Here is a 19,908-nt window from a genome sequence, read left to right as displayed (position 1 = left end):
ACTTGGAACGCTATTGGTGTTATAATTTTTGTTTGGTTCTGAGGATTACGATGACGTCTAACTACACGCTAAAGCTTGCCCACATCAACGACACACATTCTCATTTCGACGCAAATAGACTGCAGTTTACGATCTACGAGCAACAACAAGCACTAACACTTTATACCCACAGTGGCGGCTATCCCCGTATTGGTTACCAACTTTCTCAGGCCAGATTGTCGGCTAAAGCCAATCATCAATCTTTTTTGTTTCTTCATGGCGGCGACAGTTTTCAAGGCACACTTTACTTCAATGAGTTTAAAGGCAAAGCAAACTCAGACTTGCTGAATAGGTTAAAGCCCGATGCCATGGTACTTGGCAACCACGAAATTGATGCCGGCAACGGCCCAGTTTTAGATTTTCTTAACGACATCAACTTTCCATTACTCGCGGGCAATATGGATCTTAGCCAGGAAAGTAGTCATAAAGCGAGCCGCCTTAGTGGCCACCGCAACCTATATGAATACGACAATCACAGCCAAACGGCTAAATACATACTGAAACCACTACAAGATAAACAAGTGGCGGTGATTGGCATTACGCTGGAGCAAATGCATGAAATCGCGGGCCCTGATCCCGATACCCATTTTTTAGACGCCCTCGAAACCACGCAACGCACAATAGCAAAACTACACAGCGAAGGTGTCTTCCATATCATCGTTTTAAGTCACTTAGGGCTTGAGCAAGACAAAATACTGGCAGCTAGCGTTGACGGGATCAGCTTAATTGTTGGTGGACACTCCCATACCCTGCAAGGTGACTTCGCAGAACTTGGCTTGAGCCATACCCCCTATGCAGAACGAGTCAATAACACCCCGATTGTGCATGCGGGTAAATATGCCGAAACCATTGGCATTGCCGATGTTACTTTTGACGCTCAAGGGCATGTTACCGCTATTGATGGCAGCAATTATTTTATGCTGGATCAACAGTTTATTTTGCAAGCGAGTGAAGGCGAAGTCAGCGCTGAACACTATCTAGCGATCCGAGCCAAACTCGACGCCAACCCAGCCATTTTTTGGGACGGTGAAGACACCCAAGTACAGCAAACCATCCTTGAAAAGTACCGCCCTAAGATTGACGCATTAAATAATCAAATACTGGGTTTTGTGCCTAAAAATTTAATCCATACTCGCTTGCCCAGCAAAGTACTGCCACATGGTAGCGAAATTGCGCCGTGGGTAAGCCGCAGCATGTTTGCCGAAACTAAGCATTGTGGTATTAACGTGGACTTTGCACTGCATAATGCCGGTGGAGTTAGGCAGTCACTCAATAAAGGTCAGTTAAGCCATGCAGAGGTCATTGGCCGTATTTTACCGTTTGACTTGCCATTAGTGACGTACCAAATTCAAGGCAGATATCTGTTTGAAATGTTGGAGTCAGCGATTAATGCGGCGACCAACAACGGTGTTATAGGCACAGGAGCTGGCAGTTTTCCGTATACTTACGGACTGAAATATTTTTATGACGGCAAACAAAGTTTAGGTTACCGGATTATTAAAATTGAAATTATGCGCCAAGTTGCTGGTCAAACAGTGTGGATTGATATTGACCGCAACCAAGATTACATTGGTGTGTCATCAGCTTATACCGCTTCGGGTAAAGAGGGCTATTCACCTATTTTGCAGTCAAATTGGCTGCAAAGTGTTGAACATTTAACGCTGCCAGGTGCCTTTATCCAGTTTTTAGGTCGTTCTCAACCTTTCACTGAAGCTATTGAACCCCAAGTGTATTACACCAGCCAACACAGTTAAATTTAAAGTTTATTGATATCTCATCAACGGCCGGGCAATAAGGTAACCTAAGCTATTGCCCACCTGTAAGGCTCTGGCGGATCAGCTATCATGCTTGCCAGCCCCTAGCAAAACTGCAACAAAAAGACGGCTACAAAGGCTTACTCATTAAAAAGCCCATAATGATTTGGCCACGTTTTTCTTGATAACTACGGTGCCGCTGTTTAAACCCATGAGTTAAAAACAATGGTTTTGACAACTTAGAAGCATCAACGGATAACTCCCTTACTTTCGTTATTCTTGCCCAGCTCTGCAGTTGGTTAAACAGCGCTGCAGCAATCCCTTGGCGCTGGTAATCTGGATGAACATATAAACTGTCGATATAACCAAGACTATGAAAATGCGTTTCAATGTTAATCATACCGCAGCAAACAGGTAGCCCTAATTGAGTGCGTTCGTCATCAATCATTAGCCACGATTTAGAGCGACTCAGCCTTTTATGCCAATGGTATTCAGAGCGGGGAGCGTATGACCAAGCTTGTTTTTCAGCCTGTGAATAAACGCTGTTTTCAATACTATTAATCGCTAAATGATATAGCTGACTCACTTGCCGTGCATAGCATTTTTGGTAGGGAATGATTTTGAGCATGGGCATCTTATATTTGAAACAATAATATTATTTTGCGTCAGTTAAGCGCAAAAGAAAACGGCGCAAACTAAGTTTGCGCCGTTTCTTTTAAACTACAATGTGCGCTCAGCAATGCAAGCTGACGCAAGTAGCAGAATTACTTTTTATCGATACGACCAACAAACAAGATTTTGTCAAAAGTACGATTTAGCGTTTTACTTGTAAAACTACTCATCCACATTTGCTCTTGAACAACAACGGTATCGCCTTTGCTCACTTCGATTTGTGGACCCGCTGCCCAAAATGTTTGGTCAGCATCTTTAATTTGAACGTAGGTATAACCGCCGCCATTCATAGTGTCCATGACAGTACCTTCATGCATAACGCCTTGAGCCCAAGCACTAGACATACCAAGAGCAAGTGTTGCTGCAGCCGCCAATTTAACTAGTTTAGCAATCATCGGAAATTTCCTTTCAAAAGTTATCAACTCCCGCTATTAAAGCATGCTATAAATCTTAAATCTCTAATACTCACAACTATTGATAATCAAATCATCAACTATTAGATCCAACTCTCATTCCCAAAGTATTTATGCCTAACAAAGGAACCAAACTCATCAGCTTCTATCGCCGGTTTACCTGCTTAACTTTATCAAGCAGTGGCTGCAACATCCCTTCAAGCCCATTGAGCTTAACCTCATACATTAGCGCAAGCTGCTGCCCAAGTTTACCTTCAGGAAACCCCTTCGAATGAAACCAAACTAGGTAGGGTTCAGGTAGTTCCAGTAAATAGCGCCCTGCATATTTTCCAAATGGCATTTTCTGTTTAATTGCCTCTTGTAATAACTTCTCATCCATACGCCACACTCGTTACATTAACCGATTTACTATCAGCAAAGATTAACATGAGCCTTTATTTTGTCTGTATATTTTTTACTGACAAACCTATTTAACACTAGCAAAAGCACTTACGTTTAAAACATAGCATCAACTCTGAGTTATATTTACATATAACAAATAGAAATATTAAAAGTCGAAATTAGAGTATATCGGAATAACAAATACTCAGGAATCAGCCTGCTGGGTCAATAGCCTAGTTAAAACACACCTTAAAACAACGATTAACATCATGCTAAAACACTAATTTAAAAGCTAAAAAATAGCGCTGCCAGCCGTTAATTTTTTAGTGTCAAAAAACCATCAAAAACAGGGTTGGCGTCAAAAAAAATCGTGCTGTCAAACTCCTTAAATGCGTCAAAAATCATACTATTGATCTTATTAAGGCCACTGCTTAAATTACTCCCTCAGTCTCTAATATTAGCCGCTTAGTTAACAAAACTTATCAAATGACTACAACAGCGTGCATCGAGCATGGTTGAACATTGTCAGCACAACAAGCGCTACTAGGAACAAACATATGATCATATTAATCGGAGGGGAAAAAGGAGGCAGCGGCAAAAGTTGTCTAGCACAAAACATCGCAGTCTTTTTAACTGCAGAGTGCCACGCTTCTGTCATCATTGTTGACTGCGATCCACAGCGAACAACCGCTGATTGGATCACCACCAGAAATAACAACCCTAAATTACTCAATATTAACTGCGTACAATTGTACGGAAAAATACGTAATGACTTGCTCAGCCTTGAGCAGCATTATGACTATGTTATCGTTGATTGCGGCGGTCAAGATAACCTCGCTTTACGGGCTTCCATGTCGGTTTCAACCCATGTGTTAATGCCATTAAGGCCTAAACGTCGAGACCTAAAAACTGTAAGTCACATGGATGAAATAGTTGCAACCTGCATGATGATAAACCCCAAAATGCATGCATCATTTGTTATGACTCAATGCCCTAATTTACCCTACCAAATTAGCCGTATTACGGCCGCTAAAGAGGTATGTAAAACTTACGACATTCACGTATTAGACGCCATGACCTACAGCCGTGATATTTATGATGACAGTGAAGAGTCTGGTTTATCTGTATTAGAAATCGATCCCAAAGGTAAAGCGGCTGACGAGATAAGGCGCATTGCTTGTGAAATGCTTCAAGCCACTAATGCCACCGAGATCCGCAATCAAATAGCCGAAGCAAAAATGGCAAAAATAAGGAATGATTATGGCTCTGGACGATCTCAAAAAAAGCTCTACGCCATCTAATATAACTCAAAGAACTCAACATACCGTGCACTGTAGTCCACTCGCATTAGAGCGGTTAATCGACGACTTTATTAATGGCGCTACCGACTATGAGACTGGTAATACTCGCCCATTATTCTGCCCTACACCGCAAGTCACTTTTAAACGGTTAACAGCCAAAACGCCATTGCGGCTATTTAGCATACTGACCAATTAAAAATCGATGACTGCATCAGCACCGGCTTTGATGCATCAAAAGTAACCAAGCGTGGTGCCTACATTAGAAGGCGTCCTCACTTCACATTATTGTGCTGCCCTACCGGCAATCAGCTCAACTTTACTGTTTTAACCCCCTCAAGTGTGGCCTGAGCCAAACAATCGACACCAGAAGTTGAAATCCAAGCTGTTGAGCCACATATCATTAACATAATCGCGGCAAGTTGCTGTAACGTGTTAACTGAAACCGAGGGGAACCAATGCTTGCAATGTTTTGCATCATACTTGTCAGTGCAAGCGCTATTTGCTGGATTATGAGCCACACTTGGCGAACTAACCTGCGCCGAGCCAAAATAACTCACCAGCCCTTTCCACATGCATGGCGAGCAATACTCAAACACAGAATGCCATTTTTTAGAGCATTACCCGCAGATCTACAATTGCAGCTAAAAAAGCACATTCAAATATTTATTGCAGAAAAGCGCTTTATCGGCTGTGACGGCTTAACAATAGACGATGACATTCGCGTTACCGTCGCGGCGCAAGCCTGCTTGTTATTGCTTAACCGTAAAACAGATTACTATCCACACTTAAAAGAGATCTTAATTTATCCTTCAGTGTTGATAGTCAGTAATGAGCAACATGATCACAACGGGTTAGTGTCGCAACAACGCCGAGTATTGTCTGGAGAGTCTTGGCAGTTTGGAAAGGTGGTATTATCTTGGCAAACAGCCAAAGAAGGAGCAGCAATACCCGATGATGGCAGCAATGTCGTTATTCATGAATTCGCTCACCAGCTCGATCAAGAAGGGGGTCAAGCCAATGGCGCACCAGTTCTAACTCACTCACAAGATTATGCTTCATGGTCAACGGTCATGATGCAAGAATACCAACAACTCGTTACGGCGAGTCAAAGCCAGCAACATTCTCTTTTTAGTTATTATGGGGCAACTAACCCGGCTGAATTTTTTGCGGTAATCAGTGAAGTTTTTTTCGAACAACCACAAACATTAAAAGCGTATCATCGCGCACTGTATGATGAGTTAAGTTCTTTTTATCAACTTGATCCCGTAAACTGGTATTAAAATCACCCAAAAGTTTAGCCACCAATAAATACAATGAGGCTCCAATGCAGACCACCCTCTTTGCAAGATCCATACGCTCAGCCATTATCATTTTAATGTTATTCGGTGTAAACACCGCAGCCCAAGCCACCAGTGAACATGACCAACAGCAAGCTGCAGTATTACTCGATAACCTCAATATCTATTCAGCCAATGCCGATTGGGACAACTACTTTGATTTATATGCTGACAACGGCATATTTATTGGCACTGATGTAACCGAACATTGGAATAAGGCACAGTTTGAAAAATACGCGCGCCCGACTAATGGCTGGCGATACGACTTAACAAGCCGCACAATGGCCCAGCATGGAGATGTCATTTGGTTTGATGAGATACTTCACAGCGACGCTTACGGTGTAAGCCGGGGAACTGGCACATTAATTAAAACCGCAAAAGGCTGGAAAATAGGCCAATACCATCTTAGTTTTCCTATTCCTAATAAGCTGGCTAAATCTATTACACAGCAAATAAAAGCGGCTGCAAAGTAATAACCTTAAGGGTGCTGCATAAGGTGAAGCACCCTTTATGATTTCATAGCTACGCGAAAACACAAATTAGCCAATTCATAAAAATGGCTAAAACCATCAAAGTCTTGCTCACTTAACCGCCTTCCGGTGCAGTCTTTATCAGCGTAAATAACCCCAATCACAATATGTTCAACGATTAATGGGGCAATCATAAAGCCCGTGGGCGAAGTGATACTCTTGAGTTGGTCATTAATATGTAGCCGCCACTGTGTTGAGTTGGGACTATCAACTAACAAGGGTTCTTTGGTTTTTATAACTGCTTTAAAAATGTTATCCATATCAGTGAGGTCAATCGTAAACAGGCTTTTCATTGCCCTTGCATTATCACCGCCAACAATATGCGGTGTAAGCGTATCTCGGTCAGCATTAAGCAACAGCACGGCACAGCGATCAACACCAACGCCATGCACAATACCCTGCAGCACAAGTGTCAACACTTGGTCTACATCTGCACTATTAAGCGCCATTTGTGTGAGTTGTCGTAAATATTTTAGCTGAGCCATAGGTTTCGCTCCTCTTGCCACTAAATGCGGTTTAACCGTTGGATGCTCTAGCAATAAAAGTTTGGCATCAGGCAGGTGCTCAATCAATACAGTCACTCCATATAATTTAGCTAATAGTTCAGTGTGTTGTTGGCAGTGAATCATTTGGGCTTTCAACTGATCCATTTCAATATTGAGCATAGCTGCAGCTTGGCGCAATCGCTTAGACAATTCCAACATTAAAGGAGGCGTTTGAGACAGCAGCTGGCTTATTTTGTTAGCAAGATAGACACTCTCAGCTTCAGGGCAGCGCTCATCAACATCACTGAAAGTCGGCAATAAATACTCATTTAAACCACCATGCACACCTAAACCATTTGAAAGCTCTATAAATTGGGCCCCTAACACTTGGTTGGTTGCACGTTCGCGCGCCTCTATGGTGTCGCACTGACTTAACTTGGTCTGTAGTACCAGTGTTTCAGCGCAACCACTACTCCAAAAGGTATTCTCACCTACTCGGTAGAATAAAGCGCCAATAAAAGCACTGCGCTGCGCAGCGTAACTGGGCTCAGTGATAAATAACGTCGAAAGCATTGCAGCTTGAAATGCCTGTGCAACTGATTGTAATGCTTGCTTATAGCAAGCATCAGACAAATATTCACGACCAAGTAATTGGGCTAAATAAACAGCGGTAATACATATGTTTTTTACAGTACAAAACCCCAACTCTTGCACCGCTTCAGCCAAACTACTTATCGTATTAATGCCTTGGCGGAATACCACACTATTGGTAACCTCAAGTACCCTTATTAATAGAGCAGGATCATGGGCTAATACCTGTTCTAATGCCTCTACAGAAGCGGGCTGGCTTTCAGTGATCTCAGCTAAGGAGTTAACCATAAAGCAAAGCCTAGGCATTTCTTGCTGACTGATGCGCAGCGCCCAATATTGCGCCCCCTTTAAAGCATTGTCTTTATGGTTGCTTTCTATCAAATAACACTCTGCTTATGACCCATAACCGTCAAACATAAATTTATAAAATAGCGCTTTATAAAATCCTGCTCTGCGCTGCTTTTAAGATACTAATTGAGTTAATTGTATACGCAATCAGTGCAAAGTGCAGATTAGACAAGCAAATAGTGCGCTGTTTGACTGACAAGCAGTTTGAGTCAGCATCAGTTTATTTCAGGCAAAAAAAAACGACTCCGAAGAGTCGCCAATCACAACCGTAAAAGCACCAAGCACGATAACAGGCATGCCGAACACTTTGTTTAATTAAAAACCCATGCAGCACGTAGGATTACTGCACAGGGACACAAGCTGCAAAAAACAGCTAAAACTATGGCTTCAGAGTATTTTGCCCGAGGTCACGAGCCTATCTACGCGGAGTTAACGCGCAGAAAACTCGATAAAAAATCCACAAAAATTAGTGTCTAGACTCTGACCGCCCAAAACACAGTTAAAACCAGCGTCAAATAAGTCTGTTAAGACTCAAATAATAACCTAGCAAACTCTAGCGCCGGCTAAAAATATAGACTTTGTAACTAACAGCTCATAACACACCAAGTTACACTCGCTATTAATACCGATACCATTGCGTAATAGCGCAGCCAAATATGTCAGCCAAATGTCTATTGGCACACCACCATTGCCGTCAGCCTTTTCTCGCATTACACATGCTTAGCTAACTCTAGCAAGCAACGCATAAATGAGTAACTTGTAACAAAAACTAACGATAAAGTGTCACTTATGCAAGCAAGCGGCAGCGAACAAACACAGCAATGAGCACGGATTTGCACTTATGCATTATCAGCAAGCACCGAACAACTACAGCTATTACCACTTAAAATACAAAGAGTTACAAAACCACACTTTACGTAAACATACAAAATACATGGATTGTAAGACAAATTGACCAAACTATTAGCGCGGAGATTAAGTACGTAATTAAAAAACTATATGTATTGAATCATTTACACCGTGAGAAGCATTCAAAGTGTTGCAATATTTAGCCTTATGTTTAATCATGCCTTTCGCGTAAAAGATTAAAAGCTTTATTTAACAGTGTGTTAAAGCGTATTTCACCCCAGCCACATTAAAACACCCGTTTAAATGTTACGTAAACGTAAGCTTTGCGGTAATAGGTTAACTCGCCAAATTAAAGTTGATAGAAGTATAGTGACCAACATCACAAATTTTTTTTGGTTTATTAAGTTTTTTTAAACAAATTCTACTAATAACAATGATTAACGCTGCAATATTACTGTTAGTAGTTATGCATTGCTAAGTATATAGGTCCGTTACTAGCCCTTTTTGCCTGTTGCAATAGCCAGCAGGTAAGTAACAGCGCCATTGGTAATGGCGCAATCTACGCAAACCAAATGCAATATTCAGTACAACAAGCACTGCCATCATGGGGGGTCGCCACATAGTAGATATAGGTCAGTGTAAAACGAGACAAACACGAATAAAATTGAACTAACAGGCATTTAGCCACTCAACATATGCGGCACATGTAATTTCAGTGTAAAATATCGAGAAATCACATAGATTAGCAGCCGAAGCAGACTCTACGACAATAGACCTTGTCAGATGGGTTAATGCTTGGGTATTATGACCGACAGATTTTTATGAAGTAGCGCACTCAATGACAATTAAAAGAAGAAGTCTTACCCTTTTGGGCGCTGCTGCGCTCACATTATCACTCAGTGGTTGTAGTGTATTTGACTGGCTAATTTACAAGCCAGACATTCCACAAGGTAACTACATGGAAGATCAGCAAGTTGAAAAACTGCGTATTGACATGACTAAAGAACAAGTTGAATACGTTCTAGGTCGCCCTGTATTGCGTGACAGTTTTTCAGACAATATTTGGTACTACGTTTACCACTATAAAAGTGGTCGCGATGCCAGCATCATTCATAAAGAGCTGATCCTGCATTTTAGCGGTGATAATCTAGTTGAAGTGAAAGGTGACTATGATTTAAGTGAAGAGTTTACAACTCCACTTGAGCAGAGCAAATTACCAACCTTGAATTCAATCGATGATACTCAATCATCAGAGCAACGTGCAAAAGCAGAGCAGTAAAAACTAAGCCCAGCTCGTTATTAAAAAATAACCAGTAACATGGCTTACCGAATTGCTAGTTTCAAGTGTATGAAACTAGCAATTTAAGCCGCTTTACACATGAGCAAACACGCTATTATAACTTCCCGCCAGTGACCTTATTCACCCGCCCTTCCTCTTTAGCTTTTTCAGCACGTTTACGACGAACATCTTTTGGATCGGCAATCAATGGTCGATAGATCTCAACACGTTGGCCTGGCAGTAAAACCTCAGAATGCTTAACTGCACGGCTAAAAATACCTAATTTAACAGTGCCCAAGTCAATGTCAGGGAAAAAGCGTTGTATGCCACTTTGTTTTACCGCGTCAATACAACTGGTGCCCGAGGCGACATTCACTTTAATCAGCTTTTGCTGGTGCGGCAAAGCATAAATAACTTCAACAGCAAACAACTCTTGTTCAGTACTCATTTATAAATCACCTTTGCACGACTGGTAAATGCCGTCACCATTGAAGACATTAACTCTTTAAATACTTTACCAAATGCCAGATCGGCAACGGGGCTAGAAAACTCAAAGTTAAGCATAAAATCAACTTTGCAAGCGTCATCGGTTAACTCGGTAAATGTCCACTCACCAAACAACTCTTTAAATGGCCCACTTTCTAGTTGCAGTTTAATACTCTTGCCAGCAACAACATGGTTGCGAGTAGTAAATGTTTTACTTATTCCAACTTTAGCGACATCAACAGATGCAAGCATCATTTCGCCATCAAACTCAATGACCTTGCCACCGACACAACCGGGTAAGAATTCCTTATAAGATTCGACATCATTAACCAAGTCATACATCTGCATGGCACTAAAGCGAACTAATACACTGCGGGAAATTTGCGGCATGAATCATAGAGACCAGAGTAGAAACAAGATAGACAGATTTTAACATGACCACAAAAAAACGCATCTTTGACGCGCCCCAGCAACATTAAGTGTTCAAAAAGCCGACAAACTAGTCAACAAAAGCATAAATTATCGAATATTTCGGCTTCGCCAATTCCAAATTCTGCATGCCTGAGTATAATGAGCAGCCTATGGCTAAGAAAAACGCAAAAAAATCAAAAAACACATCCGCTTCTATCGCCCGTAATAAACGCGCGACTTTCGACTATAAGTTTGAAGATAAAATGGAAGCTGGCCTGTCTCTTATGGGATGGGAAGTTAAGTCTATTCGAATGGGCAAGGTTAACTTGTCTGAAAGCTATGTATTTCTAAGAGAAGGCGAAGCCTATCTGTTTGGTTGTACAATAGCGCCACTCAATACCGCCTCTACTCACGTAGTATGCGACCCATTACGTTCTCGTAAATTACTGCTCAAACGCAAAGAGCTAGATAAATTACAAGGCTTAGTGGACCGTAAAGGTTATTCAATCGTTCCTATCTCTATGTACTGGCAAAAAGGTGCATGGGTGAAGATTGAAATAGGCCTAGGTAAAGGTAAAAAAGAACATGACAAACGTGATGATACTAAAGATCGCGAATGGCAAATTGAAAAAGCGCGTACCATAAAAAAAGCGGTACAGCAGTAATTCAACTTTTAATATTCAATCACGTACAAACACCTGTTTAACGTCAAAGCGCAGTTTCAGCTAACAATATGTCTTAAACCGCGCAGATTGACATATAACGGGCATTAAACGAACAATCGATTGCTAATGCGGTTTTTATGCTTGGTAAAACAAGATGTGTCGCGTTACAATCACGTTGTACTTGGGGGCGATTCTGGATTCGACAAGATTCTCGAAACCCTGGGAGCATGCCGAGGGGCGGTTGGCCTCGTAAAAAGCCGCACTGTTATAGTTGCAAACGACTCTAACTACTCTCTAGCAGCTTAGGCTAGCTAGCCATCTTGCCGAAACTTCTCAAATGGGTTTGGTTTATAGATGGTCATCTCACATTTGATAGCGAGGGAACCATGTTCAGGGGTGAACCGCGAAACAGTACTGAACTCGCCAATTGCAATCCTGTCTTTCGGAGTGTACTTGGTTAACCAAAAGAGAGACTAAGCATGTAGCGCCTTGGATGTAGGTTTTTTGGACGCGGGTTCGAGCCCCGCCGCCTCCACCAAATAAAACAAAGGGTTAGCCGAAAGGCTAACCCTTTGTCACATCTGAATGTCCACAAAATGCCCACGCAAGTTTATATTTTTGTCCACAACGCATTAGTCCTCAATATTTGGCACCATTACATTTTGATATTTTTCATTTCATTTTTTATTTTTTGGTAAACCTCTGTTTTTAAGAGGCTTAATTTTTTGCTTCTTTTTGACCAATTGTGAGAAGTCGTCACGGAATCGAAGTTCACCCCAGTAATCATGCGGGTTGTAACGGGAAGCACTGGAAGTACGCAGCCAGCCATTGTTAATCAACCACACAAAAATGCACGCCGAACGACTCGACTGCAGCAATGGTAATAAGGTATGTCTTCAAGACTCACTAGAGTTCTTTTAGGGCGTGGCATTTGTGGTTCCAACTAAAACCCGTCAAGCAAGCTTAGTCGGAGGGGAATTCGCGCCATTAATGATGGCTGTCTTTGTGTTTTTCTTTCAGCCACATGCACGAAGCTCACTTCGGCTGATAGGACATCGTGAGTATCTGCGCCAATCGCGAGGTGCAATTTACGCCATTTGCAGCGCTCCCCTTACCGTGCTTGCGGGTTTTCCAGTCGACTTCAGCATCTACGTTAAATCAATAAAAAGATGTGCCTTAGGAGCATGACTTGTTGCCCTATAGTCAATCTGAACTTTTAAAAGCAAAAGTGAAATAAACAGCAAACTTATTTATTATCCCTTCCTGGCTACTCTCTTACAAATTCTTTCCAGGTCGTGTGATAAAGTTATTGACCAAGAATTGTAAGATCACAGCGTTATCTTAGGGATCTCTTGCGCTTGCTCAATAAAATGCTGACAACGTTTTTCTACTTGCTGGTGGTATTTAGCCATATACGTTTGTTGAGCTAGACTTAGTTCCCCTAACAGACCAATTGCACTACTTAGCTGTTCAGTAATAGATTTGGCTATTTTTTGTAACTGACGCATAAGCAGCTTGCTGTTGATCTGGCATTCATCGGCAAACTCCATAAGCTGGTAAGCATTGATGGCATGAGGCTCAAACTCATCGCCTATAGCCATCGCTAGCTCTTGTTCAAACTCTGGGTACATCTGCACATTAACTAAATCATACAAAGGGGTTGGTTCTAAGCCTGATTTGCTGACAAAGAAGCTCATGTTCTTACCATGGGCGTCATGATTGAAGACACACAGGTTGAACAGTACCCAATTCAGTAGGGTTAACTTGGCGGCAATGGGATTCTGGCACACTTGAGTTAGCTCAAAGAGTCTTTTAAGGCTAACACCATCGCGGATATGAGCAACATCACGCTGCTTACCTAAGTTACGCTCATATTTTCTATCAACGCCCAAGTTACAAGCTTGGCATGCATCAATAAGGTGTTTTCGCTTTACTACACCATTAACCAGTTTACGGTCAAACCGCTCAACCACTAACGTGGGATATTGGTCAAAGTAGTGCAGCTCAACATTGGCTGTAGGTAAGCCTATTAACTGGGCGAGTTTCATTGTCACAAACTCATTAATAACCAGGTGCTGCTGAGTACTCTTTTCAAATTTGATTATATGAGTTGAACACAAATCACCACTACCAAACCCAAACTCACCGTTTAGCTGCAAGACGTTAATTTTTGACTGCACACCAGCAACAGAGAGCCTTGGCTTATCATCCCACACTTCCATGGCAAACAAACTTGGATCGGCTAAGCGTTGCACTAACTCAGGAGTGGTAATAGGTCTAAATTCTGTTTTAGACTCGATGCTCTCATCTTGGCGAACAAATAACACAGCCCCCGATGTATCCTGCCCAATGCCATGGATCAAGGCAAAGGTATTTTGCTTAGACACGGCAAGGTAGTCGATTAAGTGATCTAAACCTTGGTTCTCTGGCAGTAGGTTTTGTAGATAGCGCCGAATAGCACTTGATTGAATGATACCTTCTAGCGGTAAATGTGGTGACAGGGCAAAGCCCTGCAGCTTCCATTGTGGTTGGTATACAAAGTGAAAGTTATCAGTATCTGGATCAAAGCTTAAATCAGCAATAACCTGATTATTGAAAAGTACATTTAAACTGTATGCGTTAGACCCAACCATCATTAGCCTCACTTTCTGTGCTAGATTCCTGGTCCCATGGTTTTATTGAGAGCTGGACGCCTAATCCTTGCATTACATCCATTACCGCAGATAGACGAATGTCACCTCGCCCCTGCTCTATTTTAATGTAGGTCTGCTTAGCAATACCGCACAATGCTGCTGCGTCGGTTTGAGTGATGCCACTTTGGGTACGCTTTGCCTTTATTGCGGCCCCTAGTAACTCAACTGAAAAGGTTTTAGAGAGATCGGGGCTTGCTAGGGCTTTTACAGATTTGGCCATTTAATACCTCCTATTGTGAACACCAGCATATAGGGTTAATTTAAACTGCTTAGCTAAACGCTAATGTAATCGTATAAGTCTATATTAATAGACTTATACAACAGATTATAGGCTGAGAACGATAAAGTCTATATTTTTAGACTTTTAGCCAAAAGGTATGTTCAGGAAGCATAAAGTACCTAAAGTTAGACTTTATTAAATTGAAGGGTATTCACTTGCTAGAATGATATGAGGAAGGCCGTAGGTGAGGTTTTTTAAAAGTTTTTGAATATGCTGACACTAACTGGTAGTTACTCACCCTTATTGTAACACCCATAGTAACACCCGCAGCAACAAGAGCAACTAAAATACAATATATACATACATTTAAAGCAAAAAGGAGAGCCCCGCCGCCTCCACCAAATAAAACAAAGGCTAACCCTTTGTCACATCTGAATGTCCACAAAATGCCCACGCAAGTTTATATTTTTGTCCACAACGCATTAGCCCTCAATATTTAGCACCATTACATTTTGATATTTTTCATTTCATTTTTATTTTTGGTAAACGTCTGTTTTTAATCGACTTAACCTTTTGCTTCTTTTTGAGCGATTGTGAGAAATCGTCACGGAATCGAAGTTCACCCCAGCAATCATGCGGGTTGTAACGGGAAGCACTGGAAGTACGCAGCCAGCCATTGTTAATCAACCACACAAAAATGCACGCCGAACGACTCGACTGCACCATTGGTAATAAGGTGTGTCTTCAAGACTCACTAGCGTTCTTTTAGGGCGTGGCATTTCAGCCTCCAACTAAAACTTATCAAGCAAGCTTAGTCGGAGGGGGAATTCGTGCCATTAATAAAGGGTGTCTATGTTTTTATTAAATGGCTATTTTTCTTTGTCTATTAGATCCAGTCCATTTTCAACTTCACCAAAAAACGCATGTTTTTTTGTTTGAAAATACCGTACAAAAAGTCTAAAAAGTTAAAAAAATCATATATGGCATTACCGGCTTCATATTCTTTGGTGGCGGTTTTAATAACAGAGCTCCCTAACAGCTCAGATGCTTCGTCAGAATCAATAACAAAACCATGATCTTTATAATGGTTAGTGAAATGATCTGCTAGCTCTTCACATGTTTTAGAGTCAGGTAATGTTTTACCGTTTAATAAGCGTATTGCATATTGAGTAGCAGATTCATTAATCCTTTCAAAATAACCAAGATCTCGAATACTAACATTAGCATTTAAATACTGTGCGAACATATCTGACGCCGTTGGATGTTTAGCAGTCATTTCCGCTATTTTCTCAACAGCATTTGCCAAACCTAATGCAGGAAAACCATTAAATTGTGGATCTATTGGACCTAACTGACTAAGCAATCCCATATGTAACTCAGTAGCACCCAATGATATTAATGTTGCAGCTGATTTAGCTCTTCTTGGAATGGATATCACAAATTTACTTTTTGCTAGTCTTTTGCATGTTTTACTAATCAAGTAAGCAGGTTCAATTTGCCCCCCGCCACTTTCAATAAACATAAGAATATCTTTCTTATTATCAAGGTCGCTTACCGCTCGATATATCTTATCTGAGTGAAATCCACTTATTGATTTATGTTCATCATAAAGAAAAATAACGTGATAATTCTCTAATTCATAATCTTTAAGTATTTTTTTTAAATGCTCGTTTATACGAGATTTAATATCCTCTTCATCCAATTTATCTTTAAACATTTCGACTTGATCACCAATGATAGATAAATCATAAGTTTTCTCTTCGATTGCTTCGTCCTGATTTTCAACTTCTTCCTGTGCCATTGGAACTCCTTGAGCCATTTAACGCCCGGTTAAGTGGTGAGTAACGCACCACCGAACCAAATTTAAAGACCGTAATCACACAACTAAAATACAAAGCCAGCCATTGTTAATCAATAACATAACGACCTTTAAAACAAACAGCAATGCACGAGTAACCGTTCACTTGATGCAGAACAATATTTGGCATGCTGCTAGTGAATTATTAACTAAAGCAGCGCTGTATCAGGCAAAAATGGCGAATTTTAGGCGCGTGCTGTTAACTCGGCACTTTGGTTGAGTTTGACAGAGAAAGTTTGGTTTGAACGAGGAGTGGAGTTTACTCTAGCGGCAAGTACTGGCAACTTTTTGCAAAATGCCGTCGACGTTTTTCAAGGTGTTCTGAGTAGCGACTGAGCTCTTGCAATGTGCCTACAGGCCCATGAAATAGATGACCAAATTCAGCAACGATTTTGACCCAGTTTGCTGTTGGGATATTCAATCGATTAAGGATGCTTTCGGCATTGGCGGATATTGCGCCGCACTTATCATCACGAATGATTCTGCCTGTTTCATCAACCAATTCAAGGTGATCGCTAAGCATAAACGCAATACCCTTTGGTTGGTGTTCGCGCTCGTGACCAAAAAACACTAAGCCAGCCATTGTTAATCAATAACATAACGACCTCTATAACACACTACAATGCATGAGTGACCTTTCGTTTGATACGAAACAATGTTTGGCATGCTACTAGTGGATTTTTCGCTAAAGCAGCGCTTTATCAGGCAAAAATGGCGAATTTTAGGCGCGTGCTGTTAACTCGGTACTTAGATCTTGAATTCGGAAGCTAAAAAGTTTAAATGGCTCAGATAGGGAATAAGCTTGCAGTAGTAGTTTACTGGCACGTCACTTTAGCCCTTTACATAAAAATCGCCACTGTAATTTTCATTAAAGTGGCGATTATTTTCGCTTTTAAAATTGTATCAAGCTAACAGTGTTACTTGTTGAACATCTCATGTGCACGAACGACTGTTGAACGGTAACCAGGCTCATGTTTAGTTAAAGTTTTCACTTTCATTTCAACTTTAATTTCATTGGTTTCTGGGTCAACTTCTGTGATCCAATGTTCAGGAGCCTGTTTAGGATCCATCAAGCCTGCAGATGCCGATGCCATGAACATTGTTTGATGATCTTGCTGATATTCAGTAATTGAGGTAATCGCTGAGTACCACTCGTTACCACGCTCTTTACCGTATTCCCATGTTTGTTCAACGGTCATGTCTTTATCATTCACCTTATATTCAACACCACGGCTATACTTCATACTTGCTAACGCAGGTTGCTCAAGACCACGACCATCACCATTATCAAACACGGTAACGGTTCCTCTTTCTGGTACTGGCCAAGCTGTATGCTGTGTCCATGTCCAATCAAAGTCGCCTTCACAACCTTGGTCGTTACAATCCAGTTTTTTGCCTTTGTTGTTAACTGGTGTCAGTACCTTGTCAGCTAGCTCGCCTTTCCAGCCCGCTGGCGTACCTAAAATCCATTTAACTTGGTTATCGCGGCCAACTTTAATGACTGCTGATTGGTGACGTGAAGAGATGATAATTGAATCGTCTTCAGCATCGTAGCCTACTGAGTTAATGTGCAACCAGTTACGACCAGCACTAACACCTGCTACATCGCCATAAGGCTCATTTTTAAGCTGCTCAGCATCCATTTGCTTACCAGACTGACTCACATCAACATTTAAACAAACCGCGCCCATATCAAGCGATAGCAACACAGCATCACGCTTATTATCTAATATGTTGTTGAAGTTCCACTCGTGAACAACATCACCATTTTGGTCAACTTCAATCACAACGTCACGTATCGTATCTACTTTTGTGCCTGTCGCATCGATAAAGTCACGCTTACCAACACGTAGCAAGTAATGGCCATTTGGCATTTCAGTAATGTCATGTGAGAAACCATTGTAACCACGTGGTAGTACATGTTTGAAAATAGGCTTACCGATAAAGTCATACTTTGCATAGTATGCTTCATCGTAGCCTTCGTTCGGCTCGAACATCAAACCTTGACCAAAGATTAACTTGCCGTCGCTAGTCTGCTTGAACGACATTGAACCACCTGGCACAGTGTAGATAACTTCTGGACGCATGTGCCAGCGCACTTCACCTTGGGTATCAATAATGTTTTGTGTTGGATGCCAGTCCCAATGGTTACGCATGTTAGGCAAAATAACCTGACCATCTACTAGGTATAAACGTTCTTCAAACCCTTTTGCAACTGTTAAAGGCTCATATTCATACTGAGTGCGATCTTGTCCGTCAATATGAATTTGCTCTAGTGCAGAAGTACGGATTTTGTACTCTTCATTGACCTTTTTACCGTCAAGCTTATATGAAACTTCAACTTTGTTAAGGAAGTCTGGGTACATACCAAATACTGGGATACCGTTATGAGTCAATACTTGGCTTGCGCTCACAGGGTAGTCAATATCAACGCCTTTACGGCCTTTACCTTTTACGGTAACACTAACATCTGAGATGTTTTTACCACCAAGGTCAATAACAGCAACTAATGGGCTGAATTTGTACGGGTCGACATAAACGAACCCTAACTCGCCTTGTGCAACGGCAGTAGAAGAGGTACCGGGTAGATCGCCACCAGCGTAAACATTTTGAGAAATAATTGCGCCAGAACCCGCTAGTGCTATTGCTATGGTCAACGTTAAAATTGATTTTTTCATCTTAAATTCCATTATATTAGTTAACTAATTTCAGATTTTTATTCGATTAAATTTTATTTATTTTACGACTTAACTTTGCTTAAAAGTTGTATTGCATTGAGTAGAACATGGCGTTGTGCCAGCCTTCTTTGCCAAGGTTGTTTTGGGCATATCGATAAGAAACTGCAGCTGACATTCCATTGCCAATGTGCCATCTGAGCGTTGCTCGACCATTAAAGCCAAAGTCTTCAGTGTCGCCAGACACTATTAGGTAGTCGTCATCGCGACCAAAAAAGTGTTCTTGCCACCAGTCAACAGTAAAGTCTTGGTTCAACGCGCTAAAGCTCTTGCTCGCCCCAAGGTAAACGTAACCACCGTTAAAGCCGTTAGCGTTAAAGCCAAAGTGGGCATAGTCAGAGGTAACTATGTGAGCCGCGACGGCAACTTGGGTATACAAGCCGTTATCCCATGTTTTGTCATGGCTAAAACCTAGTGTGGTGTTAGTTTCAGTCCAAACTGGCTTAGTCTTATTAAAGACTTGCCCGTACCAGTTAAAGTCGCTGTCGCCAATATTGATTTGACCAATGATGTTGATTTCTGAACCCATTAAGTCGGAGTCAGTAACATCTTCTAGTTTGACCATCGCAAATACATCACCAAAAGCATTACCGGTTGCGCCTTTAATCGCGATGTATTCATTTTCACTTTTACTTTCACCAAAATAGGCTTCAGAAGTGTCGCTCCAATCCATTAAACCTGCTTCAACGGCAAGCATTGCGGCGCTGGCCGTAGGCACAACTAGAGCGCCCATTAAACCGATCATTAATGCTGTTTTTTTCATATTCATCATCCACAATTAATAATTTATAAGGTGTTTAAACACCGTTTTTATAATGTTCAGTGACATGACAATCTGACTTGTCTTAGGTGTCGCTGTAT

General features: G+C 41.4%; 18 protein-coding genes, 1 other RNA gene and 3 pseudogenes. 8 read left to right on the top strand and 14 right to left on the bottom strand.

From position 1 onward, the window contains the following. The first annotated feature begins 50 nt into the window (after window positions 1–50). A complete protein-coding gene (locus RGE70_RS05140; RefSeq protein ID WP_310470460.1) occupies window positions 51–1,793 on the top strand; it encodes a bifunctional metallophosphatase/5'-nucleotidase in 1,743 nt (580 codons plus the stop codon). Between the two features lie 130 nt (window positions 1,794–1,923). Here the strand turns inward: RGE70_RS05140 and RGE70_RS05135 are convergent, their stop codons facing one another. The 3 genes from RGE70_RS05135 to RGE70_RS05125 all read right to left on the bottom strand — a co-directional run bounded on the left by RGE70_RS05135 (window position 1,924) and on the right by RGE70_RS05125 (window position 3,257). After that, window positions 1,924–2,421 (bottom strand): GNAT family N-acetyltransferase, encoded by a 498-nt coding sequence (locus RGE70_RS05135; RefSeq protein ID WP_310470459.1) that lies wholly within the window; start codon window positions 2,419–2,421, stop codon window positions 1,924–1,926. Window positions 2,422–2,557: 136 nt separating this feature from the next. After that, window positions 2,558–2,860 (bottom strand): NrfJ, encoded by a 303-nt coding sequence (locus RGE70_RS05130; protein WP_310470457.1) that lies wholly within the window; start codon window positions 2,858–2,860, stop codon window positions 2,558–2,560. A gap of 163 nt (window positions 2,861–3,023) precedes the next feature. Continuing rightward, on the bottom strand, window positions 3,024–3,257 hold the full coding sequence (locus RGE70_RS05125) for a DUF3820 family protein (protein WP_310470456.1): 234 nt from the start codon (window positions 3,255–3,257) through the stop codon (window positions 3,024–3,026). Between the two features lie 559 nt (window positions 3,258–3,816). On the opposite strand from RGE70_RS05125, the gene RGE70_RS05120 reads away from it, so the two are divergent. The 4 genes from RGE70_RS05120 (at window position 3,817) to RGE70_RS05105 (ending at window position 6,370) form a co-directional block, all read left to right on the top strand. Beyond that, complete coding sequence (locus RGE70_RS05120; RefSeq protein ID WP_310470455.1) at window positions 3,817–4,560, top strand: division plane positioning ATPase MipZ; 744 nt, start codon at window positions 3,817–3,819, stop codon at window positions 4,558–4,560. Next, window positions 4,520–4,756 carry a hypothetical protein gene (locus RGE70_RS05115; protein ID WP_375087902.1) on the top strand — a complete coding sequence of 79 codons (237 nt, stop codon included), beginning with the start codon at window positions 4,520–4,522 and terminating at the stop codon, window positions 4,754–4,756. The genes RGE70_RS05120 and RGE70_RS05115 overlap by 41 nt, the downstream gene beginning before the upstream one ends. A gap of 259 nt (window positions 4,757–5,015) precedes the next feature. Next, window positions 5,016–5,840, top strand: coding sequence for a M90 family metallopeptidase (locus RGE70_RS05110; protein WP_310470454.1), 825 nt, complete (start codon window positions 5,016–5,018; stop codon window positions 5,838–5,840). A gap of 95 nt (window positions 5,841–5,935) precedes the next feature. Beyond that, the gene (locus RGE70_RS05105) at window positions 5,936–6,370 is read left to right on the top strand and encodes a nuclear transport factor 2 family protein (RefSeq protein ID WP_310472921.1); all 435 of its coding nucleotides are present in this window, start codon (window positions 5,936–5,938) and stop codon (window positions 6,368–6,370) included. Between the two features lie 35 nt (window positions 6,371–6,405). Here RGE70_RS05105 and RGE70_RS05100 read toward each other — a convergent pair whose 3' ends face one another. After that, the gene (locus RGE70_RS05100) at window positions 6,406–7,884 is read right to left on the bottom strand and encodes an HDOD domain-containing protein (protein WP_310470453.1); all 1,479 of its coding nucleotides are present in this window, start codon (window positions 7,882–7,884) and stop codon (window positions 6,406–6,408) included. Window positions 7,885–9,538: 1,654 nt separating this feature from the next. Here RGE70_RS05100 and RGE70_RS05095 point away from each other — a divergent pair. Next, window positions 9,539–9,979: an outer membrane protein assembly factor BamE gene (locus RGE70_RS05095; protein WP_310470452.1), complete on the top strand. Its 441-nt coding sequence runs from the start codon at window positions 9,539–9,541 to the stop codon at window positions 9,977–9,979. 115 nt (window positions 9,980–10,094) lie between these two features. Here RGE70_RS05095 and RGE70_RS05090 read toward each other — a convergent pair whose 3' ends face one another. Beyond that, entirely contained in the window at window positions 10,095–10,427 is a 333-nt protein-coding gene (locus RGE70_RS05090; protein ID WP_310470451.1) for an RnfH family protein, read from the bottom strand. After that, a complete protein-coding gene (locus RGE70_RS05085; RefSeq protein WP_310470450.1) occupies window positions 10,424–10,855 on the bottom strand; it encodes an SRPBCC family protein in 432 nt (143 codons plus the stop codon). Before RGE70_RS05085 ends, RGE70_RS05090 begins: the two co-directional genes overlap by 4 nt. Before the next feature lie 191 nt (window positions 10,856–11,046). Here RGE70_RS05085 and smpB point away from each other — a divergent pair, with 191 nt between their 5' ends. Both smpB and ssrA read left to right on the top strand, forming a co-directional pair. Then, the gene (gene smpB, locus RGE70_RS05080; RefSeq protein WP_310470449.1) at window positions 11,047–11,541 is read left to right on the top strand and encodes an SsrA-binding protein SmpB; all 495 of its coding nucleotides are present in this window, start codon (window positions 11,047–11,049) and stop codon (window positions 11,539–11,541) included. 183 nt (window positions 11,542–11,724) lie between these two features. After that, window positions 11,725–12,079, top strand: a transfer-messenger RNA (tmRNA) gene (ssrA, locus tag RGE70_RS05075). Window positions 12,080–12,379: 300 nt separating this feature from the next. Here ssrA and RGE70_RS05070 read toward each other — a convergent pair. The 8 genes and pseudogenes from RGE70_RS05070 to RGE70_RS05035 form a co-directional block, all read right to left on the bottom strand. After that, window positions 12,380–12,472: pseudogene (locus RGE70_RS05070) on the bottom strand (Mobile element protein); the annotation flags it as partial. Window positions 12,473–12,869: 397 nt separating this feature from the next. Further along, on the bottom strand, window positions 12,870–14,177 hold the full coding sequence (locus RGE70_RS05065) for a HipA domain-containing protein (protein WP_310470448.1): 1,308 nt from the start codon (window positions 14,175–14,177) through the stop codon (window positions 12,870–12,872). Next, window positions 14,161–14,454, bottom strand: coding sequence for a helix-turn-helix domain-containing protein (locus tag RGE70_RS05060; protein WP_310470447.1), 294 nt, complete (start codon window positions 14,452–14,454; stop codon window positions 14,161–14,163). Before RGE70_RS05060 ends, RGE70_RS05065 begins: the two co-directional genes overlap by 17 nt. 686 nt (window positions 14,455–15,140) lie before the next feature. Then, a pseudogene (locus RGE70_RS05055) lies at window positions 15,141–15,233 on the bottom strand (Mobile element protein); the annotation flags it as partial. Between the two features lie 107 nt (window positions 15,234–15,340). Then, window positions 15,341–16,255: an SDH family Clp fold serine proteinase gene (locus RGE70_RS05050; protein ID WP_310470446.1), complete on the bottom strand. Its 915-nt coding sequence runs from the start codon at window positions 16,253–16,255 to the stop codon at window positions 15,341–15,343. A gap of 316 nt (window positions 16,256–16,571) precedes the next feature. After that, window positions 16,572–16,886 (bottom strand): annotated as a pseudogene (locus RGE70_RS05045) (transposase); the annotation flags it as partial. 343 nt (window positions 16,887–17,229) lie between these two features. Next, a complete protein-coding gene (locus RGE70_RS05040; RefSeq protein ID WP_310470445.1) occupies window positions 17,230–18,990 on the bottom strand; it encodes an aryl-sulfate sulfotransferase in 1,761 nt (586 codons plus the stop codon). A 79-nt stretch (window positions 18,991–19,069) separates the two neighbouring features. After that, the gene (locus RGE70_RS05035; RefSeq protein ID WP_310470443.1) at window positions 19,070–19,810 is read right to left on the bottom strand and encodes a nucleoside-specific channel-forming Tsx family protein; all 741 of its coding nucleotides are present in this window, start codon (window positions 19,808–19,810) and stop codon (window positions 19,070–19,072) included. Between the last annotated feature and the right edge of the window lie 98 nt (window positions 19,811–19,908).

This window comes from Shewanella youngdeokensis (assembly GCF_033180165.1).
In the GTDB taxonomy this organism is placed as follows: domain Bacteria; phylum Pseudomonadota; class Gammaproteobacteria; order Enterobacterales; family Shewanellaceae; genus Shewanella; species Shewanella youngdeokensis.
This window is presented reverse-complemented; position numbering and strand designations above follow the sequence as displayed.

What these genes read in the sequence shown, in the direction of transcription:
- RGE70_RS05135 (WP_310470459.1), bottom strand. Translation starts at nt 2,421, where the DNA reads ATGCTCAAAATCATTCCCTACCAAAAATGCTATGCACGGCAAGTGAGT.
- RGE70_RS05090 (WP_310470451.1), bottom strand. Translation starts at nt 10,427, where the DNA reads ATGAGTACTGAACAAGAGTTGTTTGCTGTTGAAGTTATTTATGCTTTG.
- RGE70_RS05125 (WP_310470456.1), bottom strand. Translation starts at nt 3,257, where the DNA reads ATGGATGAGAAGTTATTACAAGAGGCAATTAAACAGAAAATGCCATTT.
- RGE70_RS05065 (WP_310470448.1), bottom strand. Translation starts at nt 14,177, where the DNA reads ATGATGGTTGGGTCTAACGCATACAGTTTAAATGTACTTTTCAATAAT.
- RGE70_RS05095 (WP_310470452.1), top strand. Translation starts at nt 9,539, where the DNA reads ATGACAATTAAAAGAAGAAGTCTTACCCTTTTGGGCGCTGCTGCGCTC.
- RGE70_RS05120 (WP_310470455.1), top strand. Translation starts at nt 3,817, where the DNA reads ATGATCATATTAATCGGAGGGGAAAAAGGAGGCAGCGGCAAAAGTTGT.
- RGE70_RS05115 (WP_375087902.1), top strand. Translation starts at nt 4,520, where the DNA reads ATGGCTCTGGACGATCTCAAAAAAAGCTCTACGCCATCTAATATAACT.
- RGE70_RS05140 (WP_310470460.1), top strand. Translation starts at nt 51, where the DNA reads ATGACGTCTAACTACACGCTAAAGCTTGCCCACATCAACGACACACAT.
- RGE70_RS05060 (WP_310470447.1), bottom strand. Translation starts at nt 14,454, where the DNA reads ATGGCCAAATCTGTAAAAGCCCTAGCAAGCCCCGATCTCTCTAAAACC.
- RGE70_RS05110 (WP_310470454.1), top strand. Translation starts at nt 5,016, where the DNA reads ATGCTTGCAATGTTTTGCATCATACTTGTCAGTGCAAGCGCTATTTGC.
- RGE70_RS05105 (WP_310472921.1), top strand. Translation starts at nt 5,936, where the DNA reads ATGTTATTCGGTGTAAACACCGCAGCCCAAGCCACCAGTGAACATGAC.
- RGE70_RS05040 (WP_310470445.1), bottom strand. Translation starts at nt 18,990, where the DNA reads ATGAAAAAATCAATTTTAACGTTGACCATAGCAATAGCACTAGCGGGT.
- smpB (WP_310470449.1), top strand. Translation starts at nt 11,047, where the DNA reads ATGGCTAAGAAAAACGCAAAAAAATCAAAAAACACATCCGCTTCTATC.
- RGE70_RS05085 (WP_310470450.1), bottom strand. Translation starts at nt 10,855, where the DNA reads ATGCCGCAAATTTCCCGCAGTGTATTAGTTCGCTTTAGTGCCATGCAG.
- RGE70_RS05130 (WP_310470457.1), bottom strand. Translation starts at nt 2,860, where the DNA reads ATGATTGCTAAACTAGTTAAATTGGCGGCTGCAGCAACACTTGCTCTT.
- RGE70_RS05035 (WP_310470443.1), bottom strand. Translation starts at nt 19,810, where the DNA reads ATGAAAAAAACAGCATTAATGATCGGTTTAATGGGCGCTCTAGTTGTG.
- RGE70_RS05050 (WP_310470446.1), bottom strand. Translation starts at nt 16,255, where the DNA reads ATGGCACAGGAAGAAGTTGAAAATCAGGACGAAGCAATCGAAGAGAAA.